The 22916-nt window shown below is 70.8% G+C and carries 22 protein-coding genes; 8 read left to right on the forward strand and 14 right to left on the reverse strand.

The genetic code is table 11. From position 1 onward, the window contains the following. Positions 1-49: 49 nt before the first annotated feature. From G361_RS0121920 to G361_RS0121940, 5 genes are all read right to left on the reverse strand, one after another. Complete coding sequence (locus G361_RS0121920) at positions 50-883, reverse strand: DUF1707 domain-containing protein (protein WP_036494205.1); 834 nt, start codon at positions 881-883, stop codon at positions 50-52. A gap of 69 nt (positions 884-952) precedes the next feature. Next, a complete protein-coding gene (locus tag G361_RS44430; RefSeq protein WP_155981542.1) occupies positions 953-1279 on the reverse strand; it encodes a hemophore-related protein in 327 nt (108 codons plus the stop codon). A 102-nt stretch (positions 1280-1381) separates the two neighbouring features. Further along, positions 1382-1801 (reverse strand): hypothetical protein, encoded by a 420-nt coding sequence (locus tag G361_RS0121930; RefSeq protein WP_155981543.1) that lies wholly within the window; start codon positions 1799-1801, stop codon positions 1382-1384. A 249-nt stretch (positions 1802-2050) separates the two neighbouring features. Further along, positions 2051-3418 carry a cell wall metabolism sensor histidine kinase WalK gene (locus tag G361_RS44435; RefSeq protein WP_052172695.1) on the reverse strand — a complete coding sequence of 456 codons (1368 nt, stop codon included), beginning with the start codon at positions 3416-3418 and terminating at the stop codon, positions 2051-2053. Next, positions 3415-4098 carry a winged helix-turn-helix domain-containing protein gene (locus tag G361_RS0121940; protein WP_019929264.1) on the reverse strand — a complete coding sequence of 228 codons (684 nt, stop codon included), beginning with the start codon at positions 4096-4098 and terminating at the stop codon, positions 3415-3417. The genes G361_RS44435 and G361_RS0121940 overlap by 4 nt, the downstream gene beginning before the upstream one ends. 107 nt (positions 4099-4205) lie before the next feature. Between G361_RS0121940 and G361_RS0121945 the strand changes: the two genes are divergently transcribed. Genes G361_RS0121945 through G361_RS0121955 form a run of 3 tightly spaced genes read left to right on the forward strand, consistent with a single transcriptional unit; the run spans position 4206 to position 7132 of the window. After that, positions 4206-5513 (forward strand): DUF1800 family protein, encoded by a 1308-nt coding sequence (locus tag G361_RS0121945; RefSeq protein ID WP_019929265.1) that lies wholly within the window; start codon positions 4206-4208, stop codon positions 5511-5513. 22 nt (positions 5514-5535) lie between these two features. Next, positions 5536-6729, forward strand: coding sequence for a DUF1501 domain-containing protein (locus G361_RS0121950; RefSeq protein WP_196814607.1), 1194 nt, complete (start codon positions 5536-5538; stop codon positions 6727-6729). A gap of 25 nt (positions 6730-6754) precedes the next feature. Continuing rightward, the gene (locus tag G361_RS0121955) at positions 6755-7132 is read left to right on the forward strand and encodes a glyoxalase superfamily protein (RefSeq protein ID WP_019929267.1); all 378 of its coding nucleotides are present in this window, start codon (positions 6755-6757) and stop codon (positions 7130-7132) included. Positions 7133-7264: 132 nt separating this feature from the next. Here the strand turns inward: G361_RS0121955 and G361_RS0121960 are convergent, their stop codons facing one another. From G361_RS0121960 to G361_RS0121980, 5 genes are all read right to left on the reverse strand, one after another. Further along, a complete protein-coding gene (locus G361_RS0121960; protein ID WP_019929268.1) occupies positions 7265-8578 on the reverse strand; it encodes a glycoside hydrolase family 27 protein in 1314 nt (437 codons plus the stop codon). Between the two features lie 61 nt (positions 8579-8639). After that, positions 8640-9842 (reverse strand): NADP-dependent malic enzyme, encoded by a 1203-nt coding sequence (locus G361_RS0121965; protein WP_019929269.1) that lies wholly within the window; start codon positions 9840-9842, stop codon positions 8640-8642. 697 nt (positions 9843-10539) lie between these two features. Beyond that, on the reverse strand, positions 10540-12084 hold the full coding sequence (locus G361_RS0121970; RefSeq protein WP_019929270.1) for an FAD-dependent oxidoreductase: 1545 nt from the start codon (positions 12082-12084) through the stop codon (positions 10540-10542). 51 nt (positions 12085-12135) lie between these two features. Continuing rightward, positions 12136-12402: a hypothetical protein gene (locus tag G361_RS0121975; RefSeq protein ID WP_019929271.1), complete on the reverse strand. Its 267-nt coding sequence runs from the start codon at positions 12400-12402 to the stop codon at positions 12136-12138. Next, positions 12399-13253, reverse strand: a complete 855-nt coding sequence (locus tag G361_RS0121980) for a PHP domain-containing protein (RefSeq protein ID WP_019929272.1) — start codon at positions 13251-13253, stop codon at positions 12399-12401. The genes G361_RS0121975 and G361_RS0121980 overlap by 4 nt, the downstream gene beginning before the upstream one ends. Before the next feature lie 108 nt (positions 13254-13361). Between G361_RS0121980 and corA the strand changes: the two genes are divergently transcribed. Next, positions 13362-14432, forward strand: a complete 1071-nt coding sequence (gene corA, locus G361_RS0121985) for a magnesium/cobalt transporter CorA (protein ID WP_019929273.1) — start codon at positions 13362-13364, stop codon at positions 14430-14432. 4 nt (positions 14433-14436) lie between these two features. On the opposite strand, the gene G361_RS0121990 is transcribed toward corA, so the two are convergent. From G361_RS0121990 to G361_RS0122000, 3 genes are read right to left on the reverse strand one after another with little or no spacing between them, the layout of a single operon-like run. After that, positions 14437-15012, reverse strand: coding sequence for a suppressor of fused domain protein (locus tag G361_RS0121990; RefSeq protein WP_019929274.1), 576 nt, complete (start codon positions 15010-15012; stop codon positions 14437-14439). Positions 15013-15016: 4 nt separating this feature from the next. Further along, the gene (locus G361_RS0121995) at positions 15017-15508 is read right to left on the reverse strand and encodes a general stress protein (RefSeq protein ID WP_019929275.1); all 492 of its coding nucleotides are present in this window, start codon (positions 15506-15508) and stop codon (positions 15017-15019) included. A 12-nt stretch (positions 15509-15520) separates the two neighbouring features. Continuing rightward, on the reverse strand, positions 15521-16501 hold the full coding sequence (locus G361_RS0122000; protein ID WP_026343342.1) for a CoA ester lyase: 981 nt from the start codon (positions 16499-16501) through the stop codon (positions 15521-15523). A gap of 269 nt (positions 16502-16770) precedes the next feature. Between G361_RS0122000 and G361_RS44440 the strand changes: the two genes are divergently transcribed. The 3 genes from G361_RS44440 to G361_RS0122015 all read left to right on the forward strand — a co-directional run bounded on the left by G361_RS44440 (position 16771) and on the right by G361_RS0122015 (position 20389). Then, positions 16771-18159 (forward strand): lytic transglycosylase domain-containing protein, encoded by a 1389-nt coding sequence (locus G361_RS44440; protein WP_231386943.1) that lies wholly within the window; start codon positions 16771-16773, stop codon positions 18157-18159. Between the two features lie 150 nt (positions 18160-18309). Then, entirely contained in the window at positions 18310-19182 is an 873-nt protein-coding gene (locus tag G361_RS0122010; protein ID WP_026343343.1) for a lytic transglycosylase domain-containing protein, read from the forward strand. A gap of 67 nt (positions 19183-19249) precedes the next feature. Next, a complete protein-coding gene (locus G361_RS0122015) occupies positions 19250-20389 on the forward strand; it encodes an Mrp/NBP35 family ATP-binding protein (protein ID WP_026343344.1) in 1140 nt (379 codons plus the stop codon). A 12-nt stretch (positions 20390-20401) separates the two neighbouring features. On the opposite strand, the gene glgC is transcribed toward G361_RS0122015, so the two are convergent. Then, complete coding sequence (gene glgC, locus G361_RS0122020; protein WP_036494209.1) at positions 20402-21616, reverse strand: glucose-1-phosphate adenylyltransferase; 1215 nt, start codon at positions 21614-21616, stop codon at positions 20402-20404. A 68-nt stretch (positions 21617-21684) separates the two neighbouring features. On the opposite strand from glgC, the gene glgA reads away from it, so the two are divergent. Further along, a complete protein-coding gene (gene glgA, locus G361_RS0122025) occupies positions 21685-22908 on the forward strand; it encodes a glycogen synthase (RefSeq protein ID WP_052172696.1) in 1224 nt (407 codons plus the stop codon). The last annotated feature ends 8 nt before the right edge of the window (positions 22909-22916 follow it).

Below are 22916 nucleotides of genomic sequence, written 5' to 3' on the forward strand. Positions count from 1 at the left end.
CCACCCGCGGGTGGAGTGCGGGTGGATCTTCCGGAGGTCCGGGTGGGATTCAGTGCGGCGCCGGATGCACCGAGCTCACGGTGCCGTCCAGACCGGCGATGAGGTAGCCGCTGACGTTGTACGCGTCGGTCTCGTAGATCACCGACCGGCCGCCGTCGTGCCCGTCCACGCTGAAATAGGTGGTCTTCGGCTGCGGCACGCCGACCGTCTGCGGCGCCCCGGCCAGCAACTCCATCAGCTTCGCCACGTCGACCCGGGCCAGATCGACCACCCCGGTGCCCGGCTGCCGCGACATCGGGCTGCCCTTGTCGAAAGTGCCCCGGTAGGAGAAGAGCAGGGCGTGCGCGGCTTCGTTGGGCACCCCGCGCGTCACCACCGCGTAGTCGGGATAGACGCTGGCATCGTCGACGACGGTATCGCCGAAGGTGCGTGACACCGCGGCGACGAATGCGGAGAATCCGGCGGCGGTGTGCAGCGCCCGGGGCGCGGCCGTGGTGGTCGGGGCGGCCGTGGTGCGGCCGGTTCCCGCGGTCGCAGTCGCGTTCGCGGACACCGAATCCCGCGTTCCGCGCGTGGCGAGCCCGTACGCGTAGCCCGCCGCCGCGCCGATCCCGAAGACCGCGGCCGTCACGATCGCGCGCCGGCCGTACGAGGCACCGCCGGGTGCCGGCCGCGAAACATACTGCCCTGCGACATCTCCTGTGCGCGACGGTCGCAGATCCGCGGTCAGCGAACGTAATTCGGCGACGGTCCCGGCCGACATCGCCGCGGTGACCCGCGCCCGATGCTCCTCACCGTCGAACTGGCCGTCGGCGTAGGCACTGTTCAGCAACGTGCACGCGTACGCAATATCTTTGGCACGCAGCGGCGCCTGGTCGGGCATGCCCGCAGTGTACGGCCGGGCCACAGCCCGCGCACAGCAAACATCCGGCCGGCGCCGCCGCCGCGCCGTTCAGCGGTGGCAGGCCGCCCGATAGTCGATGATCGGCTGCCGCGCCGCCCGGAACTCCGCCGCCTGCTGCGGATGGGCCTGCCGGAACGCCTGCCACTCGGCCCGCCGCTGCTCCTTCGGCAACCCCTTCACCTTCGCGACCTCGGCCGCGACCTCCGGATGCCCCGACAGATACGCCTGCACCTGCCCGCGCGCCGCGGCCCGCGCCTGCGCACGCGCCGGCGGATTGCACTGCGGCCCATCGGCGGCCGCGATCCCCGGCCCGGCCACGGCAACCATCGCCAGCCCGGCAACCCCGGCGAGCACCCCTGCGGCAATTCGTCTCACATCGGATCCTTTCGATTCGGTACCTTCCACCACCGAATCTCCCCGCCCCACCTGAAGCCCCCCTGAAGATCACCCCCACCCCACCCGACCTTCAGCCGATCCTCAGCCCGCCACCGAGGGCGGACCGTCCACCGCGCCCGAAACCAGCTGGCCGACGCGTTGGAACGTCGTACCGACCAGCGTCGCGATATCCCGGACCGGGATCTTCTCCGCAGCCAGTTCGCCTGCCAGCAACTGCGTTTCGCGCTGCGCTTCCTGTTCCAGCCGCGACGCCTCGGCCCGGGCCGCCCGGATCCGCTCGGACCGGCGCTGCACATCGTGCGCGCGGCCGATATCACCGATCACCACCTCGATATCGACCGCCGAGGGCGCGAGATCGAGTGCGACGCCGATGTAGTCGCGCGCCTCGGCCTCGACCTCGGTGAGCCGGCGCGCCTGCGTCTGCGCGGCCTCGCCGAGCGCCGGAATCTCCACCACCCACCAGCGTCCTTCGCGTCCGGTGACATGAGCCGTGTATTTCACAGATCCTCCTTCCCGCACGAACAATCCAGGATCGCTCGCCTGATCACCCGCACCACGCCGGGGCGAATCTCGGTGTGACCGTCCGGTACGACCGTCGTGTGCGACCCCGTGGGGCACTGCCACAAGCTGTGACTACCCCTGCCTCGGCGTTTTCGCATCCAACCCGCGCGCGTGAGTTCTCCGGGAACGGTCCGTGTCGGCTCCTCGCGAATCATGGCACGAAAGTCTATTGACTTGACCGATTTAAGTCTAATCAATAGACGACAACTTGTCCAATCGAATATCCGGAACGCGGGTGTTCAGGTGGAGGGTGAAGGTGGCGCCGGGGGTGGGTGGGGGTGGGCAGGTCAGGTCGCCGCCGTGGGCTCGGGCTATGCCGCGGGCGATGGCCAGGCCGAGGCCGGCGCCCTGGGGGTGGTGGGCGCGGGCGGGGTCGAGGCGGACCAGGCGGTCGAAGATGCGGTCGCGGTCGGCGGCGGGTACGCCGGGGCCGTTGTCGGTGATGGTGATCTCGGCGGATTCCGGTGCGGCGGTGAGGGTGACCGTGACGATGCCGGGGTCGGGGGCCGGGTCGGCGGTGGCGATGGCCCGGCAGGCGTTGCTCAGGAGGTTGGTCAGGACCTGGCCGATGCGTTCGGGGTCGACGGGGGCGATCGGGTGGGGGCCGGTGAGGCGGAAGTCGATGCCGGGGTGCAGCATTCGCATCCGGTCCAGGTGGGTGGCGGCCAGGTCGTGGAGATCGGTCGGGGTGCGGTGCAGGTGCAGGCCGGCGTCGATGCGGGCCATGTCGAGCAGGTCCTCGACCAGGCGGCCGGCGCGCCGGGCCTCCCGGGCCAGAAGCAGGTGCATGCGCTGTTGTTCCTCGGGGTCGGCGCCGGGGGGCTGGTGCAGGACCGCCTCGGCGATCGCGCGGATTCCGGCGACCGGGGTGCGCAGCTCGTGGGCGGCGTCGGCGACGAAGGAACGCAGGTGTTGTTCGGAGGCGCGGGCGCGGGCCTCGGCGCCTTCCAGGGCGTCCAGCATTTCGTCGAAAGCACTTGCGGTGCGGCCCAATTCGGTGTCGGCGCGATCCGGGAGGAGGCGGCGGCCGCGTTCGCCGCGCGCGATCTCGCGGGCCAGGCCGGTCATCGAGTCCAGCGGCGCCAGGGCGCGGCGGACACCGAGCCACAGACCGGCGGCGATGACGGCGATCGCGGCGACGGTCGCGCCGATCAGGACCCAGCCGAGGCGGGACTGCAAACGGGACAGCAGCGGGGTGTCCACCTGCAGGGTCAGGCGCGCGTGGTTCAGTTCGCCGGGGCCGATCAACTGGATGACACGGGGCCGGGCATCGTCCTCGTGGCGCGGGCCCAGGCTGCCGTAGACGCGGCCGTCGGCGAGGACCAGGCGGGCCCGCACCGAGCGGTTGTCCACCCGGGTGATCAGCACCGTCGGCGGGGTGTCGGCCTGGGCCAGCTGGCGGGCCAGCTGGGCGCGGTCGGTGAGGACCGCGTTCTCGCTGCGGCCGACCACCACCCCGAACAGGCTGTGCACGGTCAGCGCCACCGCCAGCAGCGCGACGCCGGAGATCGCGGCCGCGGTCAGGGTGACCCGCCGCCGCAGCGACACCGTCCTCACCGGTCCCCCACCCGCAGCGTGTAGCCGAGACCGCGGACGGTGTGCAGCACCCGGGGGCCGTGCTCCTCCAATTTGCGGCGCACCGCGCTGACGTACACCTCGACCAGATTCGGGTCGTAGTCCTCGTAACCCCAGACGGCGGTGAGGATCTGGGTCTTCGTCACCACCCGGTCGCGATGCGCGGCGAGGTACGCGAGCAGTTTGAATTCGGTGGCGGTGAGCGTGATCGGCCCGTCGCCGCGGACCACGACACCGGAATCGACGTCGACCACCAGATCGCCGATGGTGAGTTTGGTCTGCAAGCGGCCCATCCGGCGCAGCAACGCCTCGATCCGGGCGACGAGTTCGGTCAGATCGAACGGCTTGACCACGTAGTCGTCGGAGCCGGCGCGCAGGCCGCGCACCCGGTCCTCGACGCCGTCGCGCGCGGTCAGCATCACCACACCCGCCTTGCATCGCGCGCGCACCGTCTCCAGCAGGGTGAACCCGTCCCGGCCGGGCAGCATCACATCGAGCACCACCACATCGGGCCGGAAGCGGGACAGATCGTGTTCCAGGCCGCTGCCGTCCGCGCGCGCCAGCACCTCGTGCCCGGCGGCCGACAACGCCGAGGTCACCGCCGCCCGGATGGCGTCGGCGTCCTCGATGACCAGAATGCGACCGGGCTGCACATCCGACATTGTGCCCCGCCCGCCGCGACCGCCGGCGCCGGCTCGGGCGCTGAGGATCGGCTGAACATCGGCGTCGGCGGCGGTGCGGGCCGCGCGCCGGCCGTGATACTCGGAGCATGGGAAGCCACTCGTCCCAGTGGGCGGTCACCGCGCGGGTACTGCGCCGATCCGGCTTCGGCGCCACCGGCGCCGAGATCGATGCGGTCACCGACCCCGCCGCCTATCTGCGCACCGCCCTCGCCGCGGATCCGGCGGCCGATCCGGGGGCGGTGGCGACGCCGATGCCGCAGCCGGTCGCCCCGGCCGCACCCGGCAAATCCGCCTCGGCCGACGAACGGCGTCGCTACCGGGCCGAATCGACCGCTCAGTTGGACGATCTCACCTTCTGGTGGCTGCGCCGCATGGCGGCCGTGCGGGTTCCGGTGCGGGAGAAGTTGACGCTGGTGTGGCACAACCACTTCGCCACCTCGGCGGTCAAGGTGCGCAGCGCGGCCGCGATGGCCGCGCAGAACCGCACGCTCCGGGCCGCCGGCACCGGCGATTTCGACACGCTGGCCTACGCGATGCTGACCGATCCGGCCATGCTGCGCTGGCTCGACGGCACCGCCAACAGCGCGAAGGCCCCGAACGAGAACCTGTCCCGCGAATTCCTGGAGCTGTTCGCGCTCGGCCACGGCAACGGATACACCGAAACCGATGTGCGCGAAGGGGCCCGCGCGCTCACCGGCTGGACGATCCGGGACGGCGCCGCGGCCCTGGATCCGGCGCGCCACGATCGCGGGCCGAAAACCCTGCTGGGCGTGACGGGTCCGCTCGGCGCGCGGGAGTTCTGCGATATCGTGCTGGCCCGCCCGGAGTCGGCGCGCTACGTGGCGGCGCGGACCTGGCAGCAACTGGCCGCCGACGAACCACCCGCGGCCGCCGCCCTGGACCGGATCACCGCCGCCTACGGACCCGGCCGCGATCTGACCGCGCTGACCACCGCGATCCTCACCGATCCGGATTTCCTCTCCGCGCGCGACACCGTCGTCCACGGCCCGGTGGAGTGGCTGATCGGCGCGATCCGCGCGCTGCGGGTGCCACTGGCCGACGACGCCGACGCCCGGCGGGTCGCCGGGGTGTTGCGCAGCCTCGGCCAATTGCCGTTCCACCCACCGGATGTCGGCGGCTGGCCGCGCGGGCCGGGCTGGATGTCCAGCGCCGCCGCGCAGATCCGGCTCACCGCGACCACCACACTGCTGAAACGGGCCGACCCGACCCCGATCTCGGCGGCCGGCAGGTCCGATCGGATCGACGCGGCCGGACATCTGCTCGGCATCGCCGACTGGTCCGACCGCAGCGCGAAGGTGCTCGCGACCGCCGTGGCCGACCCGGTCCGGCTCGCCGTCCTCGCGCTCAACACCCCCGAATACCTCACCAGCTGAAGGCGGTTCGCTCATGCCCCGGATCGGCCCGATCGACCGCCGGCGGTTCCTCGCCGGCTCCGCGGCGCTCGGTGCGCTCGGCGTACTCGGCGGCGGGATCACCCTGGCGGAGCTGCGGCACCACGCCGAGACCACCCCACTGGCCGCGGGTTCGGGAATCCTGGTGGTACTCACCATGTACGGCGGCAACGACGGCCTCAACACGCTGATCCCGTACGCCGACAACGCCTATCACGACGCCCGTCCCGAATTGTCCTATCGCCCCGAGGAAGTGCTGCACCTCGATGCGGCGCAGGGACTCAACCCGGCGATGCGCGGCTTGGCGGACCTGTGGAACCGGCGGCAGCTGGCGATCGTGCGCGGGGTCGGCTATCCGAATCCGGACCACAGCCACTTCCGGTCCATGGACATCTGGCAGACCGCCGCACCGGACGAACCGCTGCCGACCGGCTGGATCGGCCGCTGGCTGGACGCGACCGGCGCGGATCCGGTCCGCGCGGTGAACATCGGGCCGGTGCTCCCCCGGCTGGCGTTCGGCGCGAAACACACCGCGGCGGCGTTGAATCCGGCCGCGACCGGGCAGACGCCGGAAGCGGCGGCGGTACTCGCGGGACTAGGCGCCGCCGATCCGGGTGACAGCGCGGCGCGGGCCGCGGTGTGCACCGGATATCGTGCGGCCCAGACCGTCACCGGCACCTTCGCCTCGATCGCGCCGCCGGCGCGCGATCTCGGCGGCGCGAATCCGCTGGCGGCGCAACTGGATCTGGTCGGCCGCTGTATCCGGGCGAACGTCCCGACCCGGGTCTACACCGTGAGCCTCGGCGGTTTCGACACCCACGCCGACGAGCGGCACACCCAGGAACAGCTGCTGGGCCGCTTCGACGAGGCGGTGGCGGGCTTCCTGCGCGACCTGTCCGGCCATCCACGCGGCCGCGACGTGGTCCTGCTGGCCTACAGCGAATTCGGCCGCCGGGTGCGCGCCAACGCCTCCCAGGGCACCGATCACGGCACCGCCGGGCCGGTCTTCGTCGCGGGCGCACCGGTCGCGGCCGGCTTCCACGGCGACGAACCCGGCCTCACCGACCTCGCCGACGGCGATCTGAAATCGACCGTCGACTTCCGCGACATCTATCACGAACTGCTGCACCGGGTTCTGGGCGCGGACCCGGTCCCGGTCGTCGGCGCCGGCCGCCGCGACCTCGGCATCATCGCCTGACGATCGGCGCCGGTAGCATCGCAGCATGGCCGCCGACTCGATCCGATTCGCCGCACCCGTCCCGATCCTGCGCATCTTCGATGTGGCCAAGGCGTACGAGTTCTATCGCGATCATCTCGGCTTCACCGTCGACTGGGAGCACCGGTTCGAGCCGGATCTGCCGCTGTACGCACAGGTGTCGCGCTCGCAGACCACCCTCCACCTCAGCGAGCACCACGGCGACGGCACCCCCGGCACGGTCGTGTGGATCCCGGTCGACGACGTCCACGGCCTGCACGCCGAACTGGCCGCCCACCACTACCGCTACGGCCGCCCCGGCGCCCCCGAGCCGGGCCCCGGCGGCCCCGGTTTCATGATCACCGACCCGTTCGGCAACACCCTGCGCTTCTCCCAGCCGGACTGATCCGGCCTACGGAGGCCACCCGCGGTCGCCCGCCCGATCTCGGACGGACACCGCCGGAGTCTGCGACCGCCACACCGCGCCCGCACCGATCCGAGGGCGATCCCCACCTGTGCGGAGATGTACAGCGACCGACTACGCCGAGGTGTCCGGGCGGATGCGCAGCAGCACCGTGTCGTGCGCGGCCACCGTCGCGCCGAGCGGGCCGTCGGTGACGGACGCAGCGCCGGTCCACAGGTCGCGCACCTCGTAGCGCGGTGCGGCGGGCAGCCCGGCAGCGGCCGCCGAGGTGTCGATCCGGGTCGCGGCGCGGTCGCGGTTGGTCAGCGCCACCACCGCCGAACCGTCGGACATGGTGCGGCGCAGGACCTTTCCACCCGTATCGGGGACCGCCGTGGCCGGGGCGGCCAGCGAATCCTGGTCCACCGCGATCACTTCCGGATTCGTCAGCAGGGCCCGCGTCGCGGAATCCAGGTAGGGCAGCGCGTTTCCGGCGATCAGCGGCGCGGCCAGCAGCGCCCACATGCCGAACTGGGTGCGCTGCTCGGCGGCGGTGAGGCCGGGGGTGAGGGTGCCCGGGACACCCGCGACGCCGACCTCCAGCATGTCCGGATCCGGCCAGTGCCCGGGTCCGGCACGGTCGGTCAGCGGCGCGGTGGTGTCGAGGATCTCGCGGATACCCTGGCTGGTCGCGACGCCCAGCCCGATCGCCCAGGCCGGGGTGACGTCGTTGGTGGTCCGCCACATGGTCGCGATACCGGACCAGTCGTAGATCGCGCCGGGGGGTACCGCGAGGACGTCGCTGTTGGCGTTGATGCTGTACACGATCGGACGTCCGGTGTCGCGCAACGCGTCCCGCATCCGGGTGAACGCGGACAGCTGCCGGTCCAGATCGGATTCCGGTGCGCACCAATCGTATTTGAGATAGTCGACGCCCCAGTCCGCGAAGGTGCGAGCGTCGAGGGCCTCGTGACCGGCGCTGCCGGTGCGGCCGGGATAGGCGCCGCCGAGTTGCGCGCAGGTGCGGTCGTTGGGGCTCTCGTAGATGCCGAACTTCAGCCCGCGCGCGTGCACGTAATCGGCCACCGCCCGCATGCCCTGCGGGAATCGGGCCGGATCCGCGCGCAGCACGCCGCCGGGCCCGCGCGCCGGCTCGAACCAGCAGTCGTCGACGATCACGTATCGGTACCCGGCGTCGCGCATACCGCTGGACACCAGCGCGTCCGCGGCCTGTTGCACGACCCGCGCGGAGATGTCGCAGCCGTAGCTGTTCCAGGTGTTCCAGCCCATCGGCGGCGTGAGCGCGACGCCCGCGATGGCCACGCCGTCGCCGAGCCGGCCGCTGGTCCGGATCGGCGCCGCGGCCGTCACGCCGAGCAGCAGCACGACGGTCAGTACCGCGGTCACCACCGCGATCAGTGCCCCGGATGCGGTGCGCCCGCCGGACACCGATGACGGAGGGTGTTCCGGCGACCGCCGGCCCGACCCTCCGTCATGGTGGACTACGTTGTTACGCAACGCCTTCGGCGCGTGCCGCAGCGGCGACGGCGGCCGCCACGGCCGGGGCGACCCGCGGGTCCAGCGGGCTGGGGATGATCCGGTCCGGCGCCAGCTCCTCGGCGACCACGCCGAAGATCGCGTTGGCCGCGGCCACCTTCATCCCCTCGGTGATGCGCCGCGCGCCGGCGTCCAGCGCGCCCTTGAACACGCCCGGGAAGGCGAGCACGTTGTTGATCTGGTTCGGGAAGTCGCTGCGCCCGGTGGCCACGATCGCGGCATACTTGCCGGCCACCTCGGGGTGGATCTCCGGATCCGGGTTGGACATCGCGAACACGATCGACTCCGGCGCCATCGAGGCGATCAGCGCCTCGTCGACGGTGCCCGCCGACAGGCCCAGGAACACGTCCGCGCCCGCGAGGGCCTCGGCCGCGCCGCCGGTGAGCCCGCGCGGGTTGCTGCGCCGGGCCAGATCGTCCTTCACCGGGTTCAGATCGTCGCGGTGGGTGCCGACGATGCCCTTGGAGTCGAGCACCACGATGTCCTGCACGCCCGCGGCCAGCAGGATCTCGGTGCAGGCCACGCCCGCCGCGCCCGCGCCGGAGGTGACCACCTTCAGGCCGGAGATGTCGCGGCCCTGCAGCTTGGCCGCGCCGGTGAGCGCCGCCAGCACCACGATCGCGGTGCCGTGCTGGTCGTCGTGCATGACCGGGCAGTCCAGCGCCTCGATGACCCGCTTCTCGATCTCGAAGCAGCGCGGGGCCGAGATGTCCTCCAGGTTGACCGCGCCGAAGCTCGGCCGCAGCCGGATCAGGGTCTCGACGATCTCGTCGACGTCCTTGGTGTCCAGCACGATCGGGATCGAGTCCAGACCGGCGAACTTCTTGAACAGCGCGGCCTTGCCCTCCATGACCGGCAGCGACGCGCGCGGGCCGATATCGCCGAGGCCGAGCACCGCGGTGCCGTCACTGACCACCACGACCAGGCGATCGGTCCAGGTGTACCGCTTGGCCAGTTCCGCGTCGGCGGCGATCGCCCGGCTGACCTGGGCCACACCCGGGGTGTACGCGATGGACAGGTCCCGCTGGGTCTCCAGGGGCGCGGCAAGCTCTACCGACAACTTGCCACCGAGGTGGCCGGCGAAGATCTCCTCGTCGGTGATCGCGGACAGGTCTTCACGTTCGGGGGTGGTGGTGGCATTCGCTGCGTCAGTCACAGGTGACACGATTTCACTCCTGCAGGGTCCGGGCTAAACGGGTGTTCGGTTACCGGCTGGTATTGCTATTACCGGTTTTTCACTGTTCTCGGTAGCGATCCGGAACGCCGTCGTTTGTGGTGGGCGGAACGCCATCGTTCGTTACGGTGGTGTCACTGTCGCATGTCGCGCACGAAATCGCCATCGCTTACATCGCACAAATCGCACAAAGTAAAACTGAATGTCGTCGTGGGCATCGCCGTGCGGAGTCGCCGAACCACACCCGGAGGGGTGGGTCCGGGTAATCCGCTACCGATGTTCCCGGGACCGGAGCCGTGCGCACGTAGCCGGGAACATCACGCATCCCGTGCCGGGCGGTGGCACCGGCCGGGAATCCGCTACATTCTGCCAGCATCGGCACCCCCGTGCCAAATCGCCCCGCGACCGGAACCGCAACCGCGCCACTGCCTGCGGAAATCCCCGCGCGGCCGGTCGCCGCGGATCCGGCGGCGGACCGCTCGCGCCGCGATGTCCGCACCGGCCGCCACTTCCCCGGCGGCCGCCGCACATACCCGCCGGCGTCCCGCATCGTCCCGCGCGCAGCTACCGCGAAGTAAACGTCACCGCGCGATTCCCGTACGCTGCCGGAAAAGGCGAATTACCGGCCGGTAAACAAATACTCGTCGCCGATCCGGGTCGCCGGTGAATCATCGGGAGTTCACGCGGATGTCAGGTCCGCCCACGGCGAGGTGGTATCCGGATCGGGTTGTTCCGGCCGTACCCAGACCGATTCCACGCCGCCGGACACCAATCGGACCCGCCAATCACTGCCCACCCCAGGATGATCCGTGCGCCGATGCATGCCGCGGGTCTCGGTCCGCGCCAGCGCGCTGTATTTGGTCCACCGCGCCACCGCGAGGAGCGCCGCGGCCTGCCGGGCGTACAACCGGTCGGCGCCGCTGCCGCCGAGCCCGAATTCGGTGACCGGCCACAGGGCGTCGAGTTCGGTGATGCTGTCGCGCAGGCTGCCCGCGCTGCGCCAGTAGCTGCGCCGAAGCGGAAGGGTGTGTTCCTGAACCAGGCCGATCACCGCGCGCGGATCGATACCCGGCGCCGCGTTCAAGCCCGCACCCGGTACCGGCCGCATCCGGCGCGCCCGGCCGCCGCTCGTCGCGGCCGCGAACCGCGCGGCACTGGTCCCCGCCCAGGCACCCGAGGAGATCGCCCATGCGCCGCCCTGCCCGCCGAAACCGCCCACGGCGCCGGTGATCGGCTCCCGGGTCGCCACGTCACCGGCCGCGAAGAGACCGGGAACCGTTGTGGCGCAATCGAATCCGGTCAGTCGCAGACCGCCTGTGCCACGTACCGTGCCCTCGGCGACCGCCCGCAGCAGCACCCGGCCCGGACCGGACTCCCGCGCCTGCGCGCGTGGGTCGGCCGCCGCGTAGACCCGCTGCCCGTCGGCGAGGGCGGCGAACGCCGCGTCGTGCGCGCCGAGGACCGCGCCGCTGTGGTCGTAGAGGGTGGCCAGCTGCGGCGCCGGCTCCGCCGCGCTCGGGGCGGGCGGTCCCTCGGCCACCATCGCCGGCCGGCGAGGCCCGACCGGCGCCAGCGAATACGCGTTGGAGAACTCCATCCCCGACAGTTCGCCGCCGGCCTCCGCGGCCATCAGCAGCCCGTCGCCGGTGGCGACATCCGTACCCGGACCGCCGGACAGGAATGCGCACCCGCCCGTGGCCACGACCACCGCCGCGGCGTGCACCGTCCAGTTCGTGCCGCCGCGCAGCCGGACCCCGGTGGCGCCGCCGACCGTGCCCGCGGCGTCGACCAGCAGTTGCAGCGCCGGATGGTGATCGAGGATGCGCACCCCGGCGAGCACGAGGCTGCGGCGCAGCTTGCCCAGATAGTCCGCGCCCTCGACGGTCACCCGACCGGGCCGGTCGGCGCGGTCGCCGGAGCCGCGGTGCCCCGGCCGGATCAACTGCTCGACGCGCCGGTGCGCCTCCTCCAGAACCCGGTGCATCCATTCCGGATCGCCCAGGCAGCCGCCGTGGAGGTAGTTCTGCCGCACGGCCTCCTCGCGCGCCGGGCCGGGCGGGACGAACCAGAGCGAGACCGGTCCGCGCGCCGTGGGACCGCTGCTGCCGCACCGCCCCTTCTCGACCAGGACGACCCGGACGCCACCACGCGCCGCGGCGAGGGCCGCCCAGGCCCCGGCAGGGCCGCCCCCCACCACCAGCACATCGGCGACCAATTCACCCATAGGGCAAAATGTTCGGCCACAATTCACTCGACCGCAACCGACACGCAGGGCTCAATTCCACCATTGCGTAACCAGTAGGTAACCTGTCGCAACAAAAACGACCAGCGATCCGGAAAGCGCGGCCATACCCCGATGCCGATCGGCGAAAACCTGCGCCGCCACCGCGACCACCGTGAGTCCCAGATGCCAGCTCAGCCGACCGGTGCCGGGACCCGGAAAACCCCGCTGGGCACCGAGAATCGCCGCACCCACCAGCACCGCGGTCAGTACGACCAACCCGCCCGCGACCAATCCGCTCAACGCCCGCAGCGCCTTCACGCGGTGATCACCGGTATCCCGGAGGCCTTTCCGATCAGGATCTCGAATTGTTCCGGATCCGTTGTGAATCGGCCCAACTCGACCGCCTTGTCCACGCCGTGATAGTCCGACGATCCGGTGGTGACCAGTCCCAGTTCGGTACCGAATTCACGCAATATTTCCCGATCCTCGGGCGCGTGGTCCGGATGGTCGACCTCGATACCGCCGAGCCCGAGCGCCGCCAGCCGGCGCACCTCCGCGAGATCGAGCAGCCGGCCCCGCGAGCGCGCTCGCACATGGGCCACCACGGTGACGCCGCCCGCCGCGGCCACCATCGCCACCGCGCGATCCAGCGGGGTATCCGACTTGTCGAGGTAATAGGGGCCGTGCTGGGCGAGCAGCTCGCGGAACGCGGCATCCACCGTGGGCACCACCCCGGCCGCCACCAGCGCGCGGGCCAGATGCGGCCGGCCCGCCACCACCCCGGCCCCGGCGAGTACCGCGTCCGGATCGATCGGGAGGCCGTCGGCGGCCATCCGTTCCGCCATCGCGCGGACCCGCGCCACCCGCTCACCGCGCAGTCGCTCCCGCTCGGCGGCGAAGGCGGAGTCGGCCGGATCGAACAGATACGCCAGCAGATGTACCGGTACCGGGCGGCCGTCCTCGCCGAGGCCGGTACAGGACATCTCCATCCCGCGTACCAGCGTCATCCCCGGGGGCAGGGCCGCGGCGGCCTCGTCCCAGCCGGCGGTGGTGTCGTGATCGGTCAGGGCGACCGCGTCGAGCCCGGCCGCGCCCGCTCGCCGCACCAGCTCCGCGGGAGTGTCGGTGCCGTCCGAGACGGTCGAATGGGTATGCAGGTCGATGCGCACGATATTCCATCTTGCCCAACGGCGGCCGCCGCGGCGGCGCGCCGGTCGCGTGGCGCGGGCGATATCCGGGACTCGAACAGGCACGCCCGTACCGCTACCATCCAGCTCGTGCCCTCCATTCCACCGCTGTCGTCCCTGCGCAACCGCCGCAGGCCCGAGGAACCCGTCCATCGGATCCCGGTGCCGACCGCGCGCGCGATCGTCGACTGCGCGGTCTACGTGGACGGCAAGCGGCTGCCCGGCCGGCTGCTGCCCGCGGCCGCGCTGGCCGAGGTGCACGAGCGCGAGTCCGGATTCGTCTGGGTGGGCCTGCACGAACCGGACGAGACCCAGATGGCCGAGGTGGCCGCGACCTTCGGCCTGCACGAACTGGCCGTCGAGGACGCGGTCCAGGCCCATCAGCGGCCGAAGCTGGAACGCTACGACGACACCCTGATCCTGGTGCTGCGCACCGTGAAATATCTGGAACACCCGCGCCACGGCATCAGCGAGATCGTGGAGACCGGCGAGGTGATGATGTTCGTCGGGCCGTCGTTCGTGGTCACCGTCCGGCACGGCGACCACACCCCGCTGACCGGGGTCCGGCGCAGACTCGAGGCCGATCCCGAACATCTCGCGCTGGGCCCGACCGCGGTACTGCACGCCATCGCGGACCACATCGTCGACAGCTATGTCGAGGTCGCGCAGTCCATGGAGGACGACGTCGACCGGATGGAGGAGGACGTGTTCACCCCGCGCAGCCACATCGCGGTCGAGGAGATCTACCAGCTCAAGCGCGAGGTGGTCGAACTGCGCCGGGCGGTGGCCCCGCTGACCGTGCCGCTGCAGCTGCTCAGCAACGACACCGCGCTGCCCACCGAGATCCGCCGCTACATGCGCGATGTCGCCGACCATCACACCGTGGTCGCCGAGCACATCCGCGATTTCGACGAGGCGCTGAGCTCACTGATCAACGCCGCCCTGGCGAAGGTCGGCGTGCAGCAGAACACCGATATGCGCAAGATCTCGGCCTGGGCCGCGATGGCGGCGGTGCCGACCATGATCGCCGGCATCTACGGTATGAACTTCCAGCACATGCCGGAACTGTCGTGGACCTACGGCTATCCGCTCGTGCTGGTGGTCATCGTCACGATCTGCAGCGGGCTGTTCATGGTCTTCCGGCACAACGACTGGCTGTAGCCGATCACAGCGCCGCGGCCGCCCGGTACGGATCGCGCACATCGATACCCGCCTCGTCCCAGGCGTCGCGCAACGCCGTCGCGCCACGGATGCGCACCCACGCCGCCTCGGTCGCGGTGATCGGCGCCGCCGACAGGAATCGCACCGGCTCGGCGGGTTCCGGCAACGGCACCGGCGGAACCGGCGCGGCACCCAGCAATGCCGCGGTGAACGGCGCGTTGTGCCACAACGGTTCGCCGAGATCGAGCAGCGCATCCTCTTGCAGCACAACACCTTCCACCGCGGGCGCGGCGATCAGGACGCCGAGCGCACGAGTCAGGCCGGAGTGCGCGCCGGGACCGCCGCGCAGGGTCAGCACCAGTTCCGCGCGCGGGCCGCGTTCCGGATCCGCCACGGCCGCAGCCGCATCCGTCATCGGATGGCGGCTGCCGCCGAGCGTCACGTAGTGGACGTGGTCGCCGTCGCGGACCCGCAGGATCTCGATCGGCTCCAGCCCCAGGAAGGTCACCGAGGCCGAATCCGCCGACGGCGCACCGTAATACGACAACACCGCGGCCCGTACCCGGTCGAGGACCTGCATGCGACTACAGGGCCAGCCGGGCCAGCATGTCGCGCGCCTGCTCGGCCGCCTTCGGCTCGCACAACACGTCGTAACGGCCGGCCACCAACTGCATGGTGGACGCGAAATCGCGCTGGCCGCGGGTGGCGGCGTAGGGGATGGAGGTGGAGATCACGCCGAAGATCACACCGCCGATCAGGCCCACGACCAGCGGGCCGAGGGCGCCGCCGGAGGTGAACAGGCTCAGCAGCAGACCCAGGAACAATCCCAGCCAGGCGCCGGACACCATGCCCCCGCCGATGACCTTGCCCCAGGTGAGCCGGTACAGCACCCGCTCGACCTGCATGAGGTCGACGCCGACGATGGTCACGTTCTCGACCGGGAACTGATTGTCGGCCAGATAGTCGACGGCCTTCTGCGCCTCGGCGTAGGTCGGGTAGGAGCCGACCGGCCACCCCGACGGCGGCGTCGGCAGGCCCGCCCGATTGCGATTCGCGTTGCCCAAGGGATTGGTCATAACACGGACATCCTAGTCCTGCCGATCGCTGTGCGGCGGTTCGAACGCGGTCGTGCGCGTCATGCCCGCCGCCCGGCCCTTCGCCGCGATCACCTGCGCCATCTTGGCGCTCGCCTCGTCGATCATCTCGTCGCCGAGCATCACCGCGCCGCGGGCGCCGCCGGCGTCGGAGGTGTGATGGGCGTACGCGTCCAGGATCTGTTCGGCGTGATCGTAATCCGCCTGCCGCGGGCTGAAGATCTCGTTCGCGGCGTCGATCTGGGTCGGGTGCAGCACCCACTTCCCGTCGAAACCGAGTGCGGCCGTGCGCCCCGCGGCGCGCCGGAAGCCGTCGAGATCCCGGATCTGCAGGTACGGGCCGTCGATGGCCTGCAGGCCGTGGGCGCGCGCGGCGAGCAGGATGGTCATCAGGATGTGGTGGTAGGCGTCGCCGGGTTCGTAACCCTCCGGCTGCTCACCCACGACCAGGGTGCGCATGTTGATACTGGCCATGAAGTCGGCCGGCCCGAACACCAGGGTCTGCACCCGCGGCGAGGCGGTGGCGATCGCATCGATGTTGCGCAGCCCCAGCGCATTCTCGATCTGCGGCTCGATACCGATACTGCCCGGCGCCAGGCCGCCGGCCTTCTCCAGTTGCGTCAGCAGCAGATCCAGGGCGCGGACCTGACCGGCGTCGGTCACCTTCGGCAGCAGGATCGCGTCCAGTTCCCGGCCGGCGCCCTCGACGACCGCGATCACGTCGGCATAGGTCCACTGGGTGGTCCAGTCGTTGACCCGCACCACCCGGATCTGCTCACCCCAGCCCGGGGAGACGAGGGCGGCAACGATGTTCGCCCGCGCGGCGGCCTTGGCCGCGGGTGCGACGGCATCCTCCAGATCGAGGAAGATCTCGTCCGCGGCGAGTCCCTTGGCCTTCTCGATCATGCGGGGATTGCTGCCCGGGACGGCGAGCACCGAACGTCGCGTGGCGGGACTCGTGCGGCGTGTCGTCATGAGATTTGCTCCTGAGGTCGGGATTGCTCGGACGGCGCTCCCAGCCTGGCAGATCCGTTGCGACGGTCCCGAACGGACCCCGAACAGAGGGCGACTGACCGCAAATGTCGACAACAACAAGCTGACTCATGGGTAACCTGGAGCACGTTGCTCGCGAGCAGTCGGTATCGATCCCGGTTTTCCGGGGACTCGGACCACAGCTCTCACGACTACGAGGGGTTGGTGCGTCGATGCGAATATCTGGTCCAGTAACCGTATCGGCGCTCGTGGTGGCAGGTCTGCTGGCTTCCGGTTCCGCGGTGCACGCGCCCGCGAACTCCGGAACCCACCCCGTCGCTGCGCCTTCCGCGATCACCGCCGACGACGCCGATTCGGTGGGCCTGGTGCCCGCCGCCCCCGAGCCGCCGCGCAAACTGCGCGCGCTCGGCCCCGCACAGGGTGTCCCGCTGTTCGGCGGAACCGTTCCGCTGCACGACATCTCGCTGCCCGGTGGCGGCGCGCTCGGTATCCCGGAGATCGTGCTGGCCGCGTACCGCAATGCCGAACTGGCCCTGCAGTCCTCGATGCCGAACTGCGGTATCACCTGGCATCTGCTGGCGGGTATCGGAAAAGTGGAGTCCAATCACGCGGCGGGTGGCCGCACCGACGCCAACGGCACCACCATCGGCGTGATCTACGGTCCGCCGCTGGACGGCACCCTGGCCGGTAACGAGGTCATCCAGGCCGCGGACGGCAGTTATGTGCGGGCCATCGGGCCCATGCAGTTCCTGCCCGGCACCTGGGCGCACTACGCCTCCGACGGCCGCGGCGACGGACATCCGGACCCCAACAACGTCTTCGACGCGGCGCTGGCCGCCGGGAAGTATCTGTGCACGGGCGGGCTGGATCTGCGCGATCCGCAGCAGCAGTTGCGAGCGGTGCTGCGCTACAACAACTCTCTCGCCTATGCGGCGCAGGTGCTGAGCTGGTCGAACGCCTACGCCACCGGTGGCGTGCCGACCCAGGTTCCGATCTCCCCCGATCTGATCCCGCCGGGCTCGCAGTCCGTCGGCCCGGACATCCTGGCGGTCAACACCAGCATCCCGACCACCGGCGATCGGCCGTCGGCCACCTCTCCGGTCGCGCCGGCCCCGACGCCGACGCCGGTGATGATCGTCATCCCGGGTCTGCCGCCGATCCCGTGCGGCATCTTCTGCCCGCCGCCGCGCCCGAATCCCTGTGACCCCGCGGCGGTTCCGGCGACGCCGGATCCGGACGACCCGGCACTGGGCGCCCGGCGCTGGTCGCCCGGCGGCGCGGTGACGACCACCGATATGCCCGCGGCCACCGACGCTCCGCAGGCGCCCGGTGCGAAACCCGGCGTCGCGCCGGGCCGTCCGGATCAGAACGCCGATCCGGCCGCCGTGGACCCGAACGCACCGCAGCAGCCCGCATCCTGTGTGCAGACCGATCAGGCCGGTGCGCCGGGTGCGCCCGGCGCCGCGAATCCGCAACCGGCGCAACCGCAGGCGCCGAGCAAGACCCCGGAGCCGGGGCCGATGTCGGACGACGCTCCCGCACCGCCGGCGGACCCGTCGACGCCGCCGCCCCCGCCCGCGATCACCCTGCCGTTCGGCATCACGATCCCGCTGCCGGTCCCGCCGCAGCCGCAGCCGTAACCCCCTCGTCCGGTTCCAACCTCCTTGTCCGGCACGGAGATCAACAAACCGGAAAGACGGTCACGAAGGAGTAACGAAAGCGTCTCGGATGCGGTAATCTCGACTCGTTGCGTTGATAGACGCTCGCAGCGAGCAGAGAAGAGCCACACCGTGGGACGTCACAGCAAACCGCCGGCCCGGCGCACTTCCGTCAATCCCGTTCTCGCCCTGACCGGCTTGGTTCCCGCGGGCGTGGTCGCCGTCAGCGCGGCCGCCACCACCGAGGCGAATACCGGCGAATTCGCGGCTATGAGCGCCCCGCAGCAGGTCGCGGGCGATGCCGAGACCGTTGCTGCCGAGGCGCGACTGTCCGCCGCGGCCGCCGACGGTCACCTCGCCGCCGACGACGCCCTGATGCACGTGGCCCGCCACCCCGGCAAGCCGACGGTGCGCAGCAACTCACTGCCGGAGAACCGGGTCGCCGCCACCACCGTGGCCGGGCCGCTGGGCATGCCCGGCGTGGCCTTCGCCGCCTACACCAACGCCGAACGGGTGCTGGCGCAGGAGAATCCGGACTGCCACATGTCCTGGTCGCAGCTGGCCGGTATCGGCCAGATCGAATCGCACCACGGCTACGGCCGACTCGACGAGAACGGCTACCCGATCAACCCGGTCTACGGCCCGGTGCTGGACGGCAGCCTCGGCGGCAACCAGGTCGTCAACGCGACCGACGGCGGCGAGCTCGACGGTATGTCCACCTACGCCCGCGCGGTCGGCCCCATGCAGTTCCTGCCGAGCACCTACCGCAAGTTCGCGGCCGACGGCAAAGGCGACGGCACCTCCGATCCGCAGAACATCTTCGACGCGTCGCTGACGGCCGGGAAGTACCTGTGCGACGGCGGGCTGGACATGAACGATCCGGCGCAGCAGTCCCGCGCGATCATGCGCTACAACCACTCGATGGCGTACGTCGCGAACGTGATGGCCTGGGAGACGGCCTACCGCGAGGGCGTCGGCCCGGCGGCCGCCAACAACCGGATGTGAGTGCGCCCCGCCGGATCGGTACCGCCCGCGCGGCCGGTCCGGATCGGGTCCGCATAAACTCGCGAGTATGCCAGTGGTAACGGAATCGGATGTACGCGGCGCTCTAGCCAAGGTGAACGACCCGGAGATCCGCAAACCGATCACCGAACTGGGCATGGTGAAGAGTGTCGCGGTCGCCGCCGACGGTGGCGTGCACGTCGAGATCTATCTGACCACCGCCGCCTGCCCGCTGCGGACCACGCTCACCGAGCTGGTCACCCGGGCCGTGGCCGATGTCCCCGGCGCGGGCGCGGTCACCGTCGAACTCGATGTGATGAGCGACGAGCAGCGCACCGAACTGCGCAAGCAGTTGCGCGGCGATTCGGCCGAACCGGTGATCCCCTTCGCCCAGCCCGGCTCGCTGACCCGGGTGTACGCGGTCGCCTCCGGTAAGGGCGGAGTCGGGAAATCCAGCGTCACGGTCAATCTCGCGGCCGCGCTGGCCCAGCGCGGGCTGTCCGTGGGCGTACTGGACGCCGACATCTACGGCCATTCCGTCCCGCGCATGCTCGGCACCAACGATCAGCGGCCCACCCAGGTCGAGCGGATGATCATGCCGCCGGTCGCGCACGACGTGAAGGTCATCTCGATCGCGATGTTCACCCAGGGCAACACGCCCGTGGTGTGGCGCGGCCCGATGCTGCACCGGGCGCTGCAGCAGTTCCTGGCCGACGTGTTCTGGGGCGATCTGGACATCCTGCTGCTGGATCTGCCGCCGGGCACCGGCGACGTCGCGATCTCCATCGCGCAGCTGATCCCGAACGCCGAGATCCTGGTGGTCACCACCCCGCAGCCGGCCGCCGCCGAGGTGGCCGAGCGGGCCGGCGCGATCGCGTTGCAGACCCGCCAGCGCATCGCGGGCGTGATCGAGAACATGTCCTGGCTGGACCTGCCCGACGGCACCCGGATGGACCTCTACGGTTCCGGCGGCGGCCGGTCGGTGGCCGACCGGCTCACCCGGGCCGTCGGCGCGGATGTGCCGCTGCTGGGCCAGATTCCGATCACCCAGGAACTGCGCGAGGCCGGCGATTCGGGCATCCCGCTCGTGCTGAGCGATCCGGCGAACCCGGCCGCCGCGGCGCTGCTGGAGATCGCCGATCAGCTGGCGGTCCGCCGCCGTGGGCTGGCCGGGATGTCGCTCGGTATCGACACCACCCGGCACCTGTAGCCGGCCGGCCGGCTAGACCCAGACGCCCTTGCCGACGGTGACGACCCCGCCGTGGCTGACCGCGAACCGCTCGCGGTCGCGGTCCAGGTCCACGCCGATGATCTCGCCCTCGCCGACCATCACGTTCTTGTCCAGGATGGCGCGGCGCACCACCGCGCCGCGGCCGATGCGCACGCCCGGCATCACCACGCTGCCCTCGACCGTGGCGCCGTCCTCGACGAACACGTTCGAGCTCAGCACCGAATTGCGGACCGTCGCCGCGGACAGGATGCTGCCGGAGCCCACGATCGACTCCTGGGCCAGCCCGCCCTTGGCGAACTTCGCCGGGGGCAGGTTCTCGGTGGCGCCGCGGATCGGCCAGTGCCGGTTGTACAGGTTGAACACCGGATGCACCGAGACCAGATCCATGTGCGCGTCGTAGAAGGCGTCGATGGTGCCGACGTCGCGCCAATAGCCCCGGTCGCGGTCGGTGGAACCCGGCACGTCGTTCAGGGCGAAGTCGTACACACCGGCCTCACCCTGCGCGACCAGCGCCGGGATGATGTCGCCACCCATGTCGTGATCGGAATCCGCGTCGTCCGCGTCGGCCCGGATGGCGTCCACCAGCGCCTTGGTGCTGAACACGTAGTTGCCCATGGAGGCGAACGTCACATTCGGATCGTCCGGGGTGCCGGGCGGATGCGCGGGCTTCTCCAGGAACTGGGTGATCCGGCCGGACTCGTCGGAGTCGATACAGCCGAAGCTGCTGGCCTGGCTGCGCGGCACCCGGATACCGGCCACCGTCACCCCCGCGCCGGATTCGATGTGGTGCTGCACCATCTGTTCCGGATCCATCCGGTACACATGGTCGGCGCCGAACACCACGATGTAGTCGGGGTCCTCGTCGTAGATCAGGTTCATCGATTGCAGGATCGCGTCCGCGCTGCCCGTGTACCAGCGCGGCCCGAGCCGCTGCTGGGCCGGTACGGGGGTGATGTACTCGCCCCCGAATCCGGACAGTCGCCAGGTCTGCGAGATGTGCCGGTCGAGCGAGTGCGACTTGTACTGGGTGAGCACGCAGAGCCGCAGAAATCCGGCGTTCACCAGGTTGGACAGCACGAAGTCGATCAGGCGGTAGGCGCCCCCGAAGGGAACCGCCGGTTTGGCACGATCCCTGGTGAGCGGAAACAGTCGCTTGCCCTCGCCGCCGGCGAGCACGATCCCGAGTATGTGCGGCTGACTCCTCACACTGTCAACCTACCGCCGAAACGCGACTCGGATGGTCACCACCGACGTGAACGATTTACTTTGGTCCCATGAGTCTCGATGCGAGTGGCGGCCACGAGCCTTCGAAATCGGAGCAGGACCGGCTACGTGTGGCGATGATGACTCGGGAATATCCGCCGGAGGTGTACGGCGGCGCCGGCGTCCACGTGACCGAATTGGTGGCGAAGCTGCGCCCGCTGTGTGACGTGACCGTCCACTGCATGGGCGTACCCCGCCCGGACGCGGTGGTGCACGAGGCGGATCCCATGCTGTACGCGGCGAATTCGGCGCTGCAGATGATGTCCGCACAACTGCGGATGGCCGATGCGGCCGACGGTACCGACGTGGTGCATTCGCACACCTGGTACACGGGCCTGGCCGGACATCTGGCCGCGACCCTGTACGGCGTCCCGCATGTGCTCACCGCGCACTCCCTGGAACCCCGGCGGCCGTGGAAGGCCGAACAACTCGGCGGCGGCTACCGGCTGTCGTCGTGGTCCGAGCGCAACGCGATGGAGTACGCCGACGCCGTGATCGCGGTCAGCGACGGGATGCGCCGCGATGTACTCGAGGCGTATCCGACCGTCGACCCGGCCCGAGTGCACGTGGTGCACAACGGGATCGATCCGCAGGCCTGGCATCCGGGTGCGGCGGCCGACGGCACCCGCAACATCCTGACCGAACTCGGGGTCGACACCGATCGCCCGATCGTGGCGTTCGTCGGCCGGATCACCCGGCAGAAGGGCGTCTCCCATCTGCTCGCGGCGGCCGCCGAATTCGATCCCGCGGCGCAGCTCGTCCTGTGCGCCGGCGCCCCCGACACGCCGCAGCTGGAGGCGGAGGTGGTGTCGGCGGTGGCGCGGTTGTCGGAGACCCGCGGGGGCGTGTTCTGGGTCCGCCAGATGCTGCCGACCGAACAGGTCCGTCAGATCCTCGCCGCCGCCACGGTTTTCGTCTGTCCCTCGGTCTACGAACCGCTGGGCATCGTGAATCTGGAGGCGATGGCCTGCGGCACCGCCGTGGTGGCCTCCGATGTCGGCGGCATTCCGGAGGTCGTCGCCGACGGCCGCACCGGCCGCCTGGTGCACTACGACAGCGCCCACCAGGCGGATTTCGAGCACGATCTGGCCGCCGCGGTCAACGCCGTCGTCGCCGATCCGGCCCGCGCCGCCGCGATGGGGACCGACGGCCGTACCCGGGTGGTCACCGAATTCGATTGGGCGCGTATCGCGGACCAGACCCTCGGTCTGTACGAACAACTCCGCAAGAGCTGACGGGGCGC

It is taken from the genome of Nocardia sp. BMG111209 (assembly GCF_000381925.1).
Classification (GTDB): Bacteria; Actinomycetota; Actinomycetes; order Mycobacteriales; family Mycobacteriaceae; genus Nocardia.

Bases quoted from the DNA above. Each gene is read 5' to 3' on its own strand.
- G361_RS0121970 (WP_019929270.1), bottom strand. From the start codon at position 12,084: ATGGGTGAATTGGTCGCCGATGTGCTGGTGGTGGGGGGCGGCCCTGCC.
- G361_RS0121945 (WP_019929265.1), top strand. From the start codon at position 4,206: ATGGGAAGCCACTCGTCCCAGTGGGCGGTCACCGCGCGGGTACTGCGC.
- G361_RS0122000 (WP_026343342.1), bottom strand. From the start codon at position 16,501: ATGACGACACGCCGCACGAGTCCCGCCACGCGACGTTCGGTGCTCGCC.
- G361_RS0121995 (WP_019929275.1), bottom strand. From the start codon at position 15,508: ATGACCAATCCCTTGGGCAACGCGAATCGCAATCGGGCGGGCCTGCCG.
- G361_RS0121920 (WP_036494205.1), bottom strand. From the start codon at position 883: ATGCCCGACCAGGCGCCGCTGCGTGCCAAAGATATTGCGTACGCGTGC.
- G361_RS0122015 (WP_026343344.1), top strand. From the start codon at position 19,250: ATGCCAGTGGTAACGGAATCGGATGTACGCGGCGCTCTAGCCAAGGTG.
- G361_RS0121940 (WP_019929264.1), bottom strand. From the start codon at position 4,098: ATGTCGGATGTGCAGCCCGGTCGCATTCTGGTCATCGAGGACGCCGAC.
- G361_RS0121955 (WP_019929267.1), top strand. From the start codon at position 6,755: ATGGCCGCCGACTCGATCCGATTCGCCGCACCCGTCCCGATCCTGCGC.
- glgA (WP_052172696.1), top strand. From the start codon at position 21,685: ATGAGTCTCGATGCGAGTGGCGGCCACGAGCCTTCGAAATCGGAGCAG.
- G361_RS0121990 (WP_019929274.1), bottom strand. From the start codon at position 15,012: ATGCAGGTCCTCGACCGGGTACGGGCCGCGGTGTTGTCGTATTACGGT.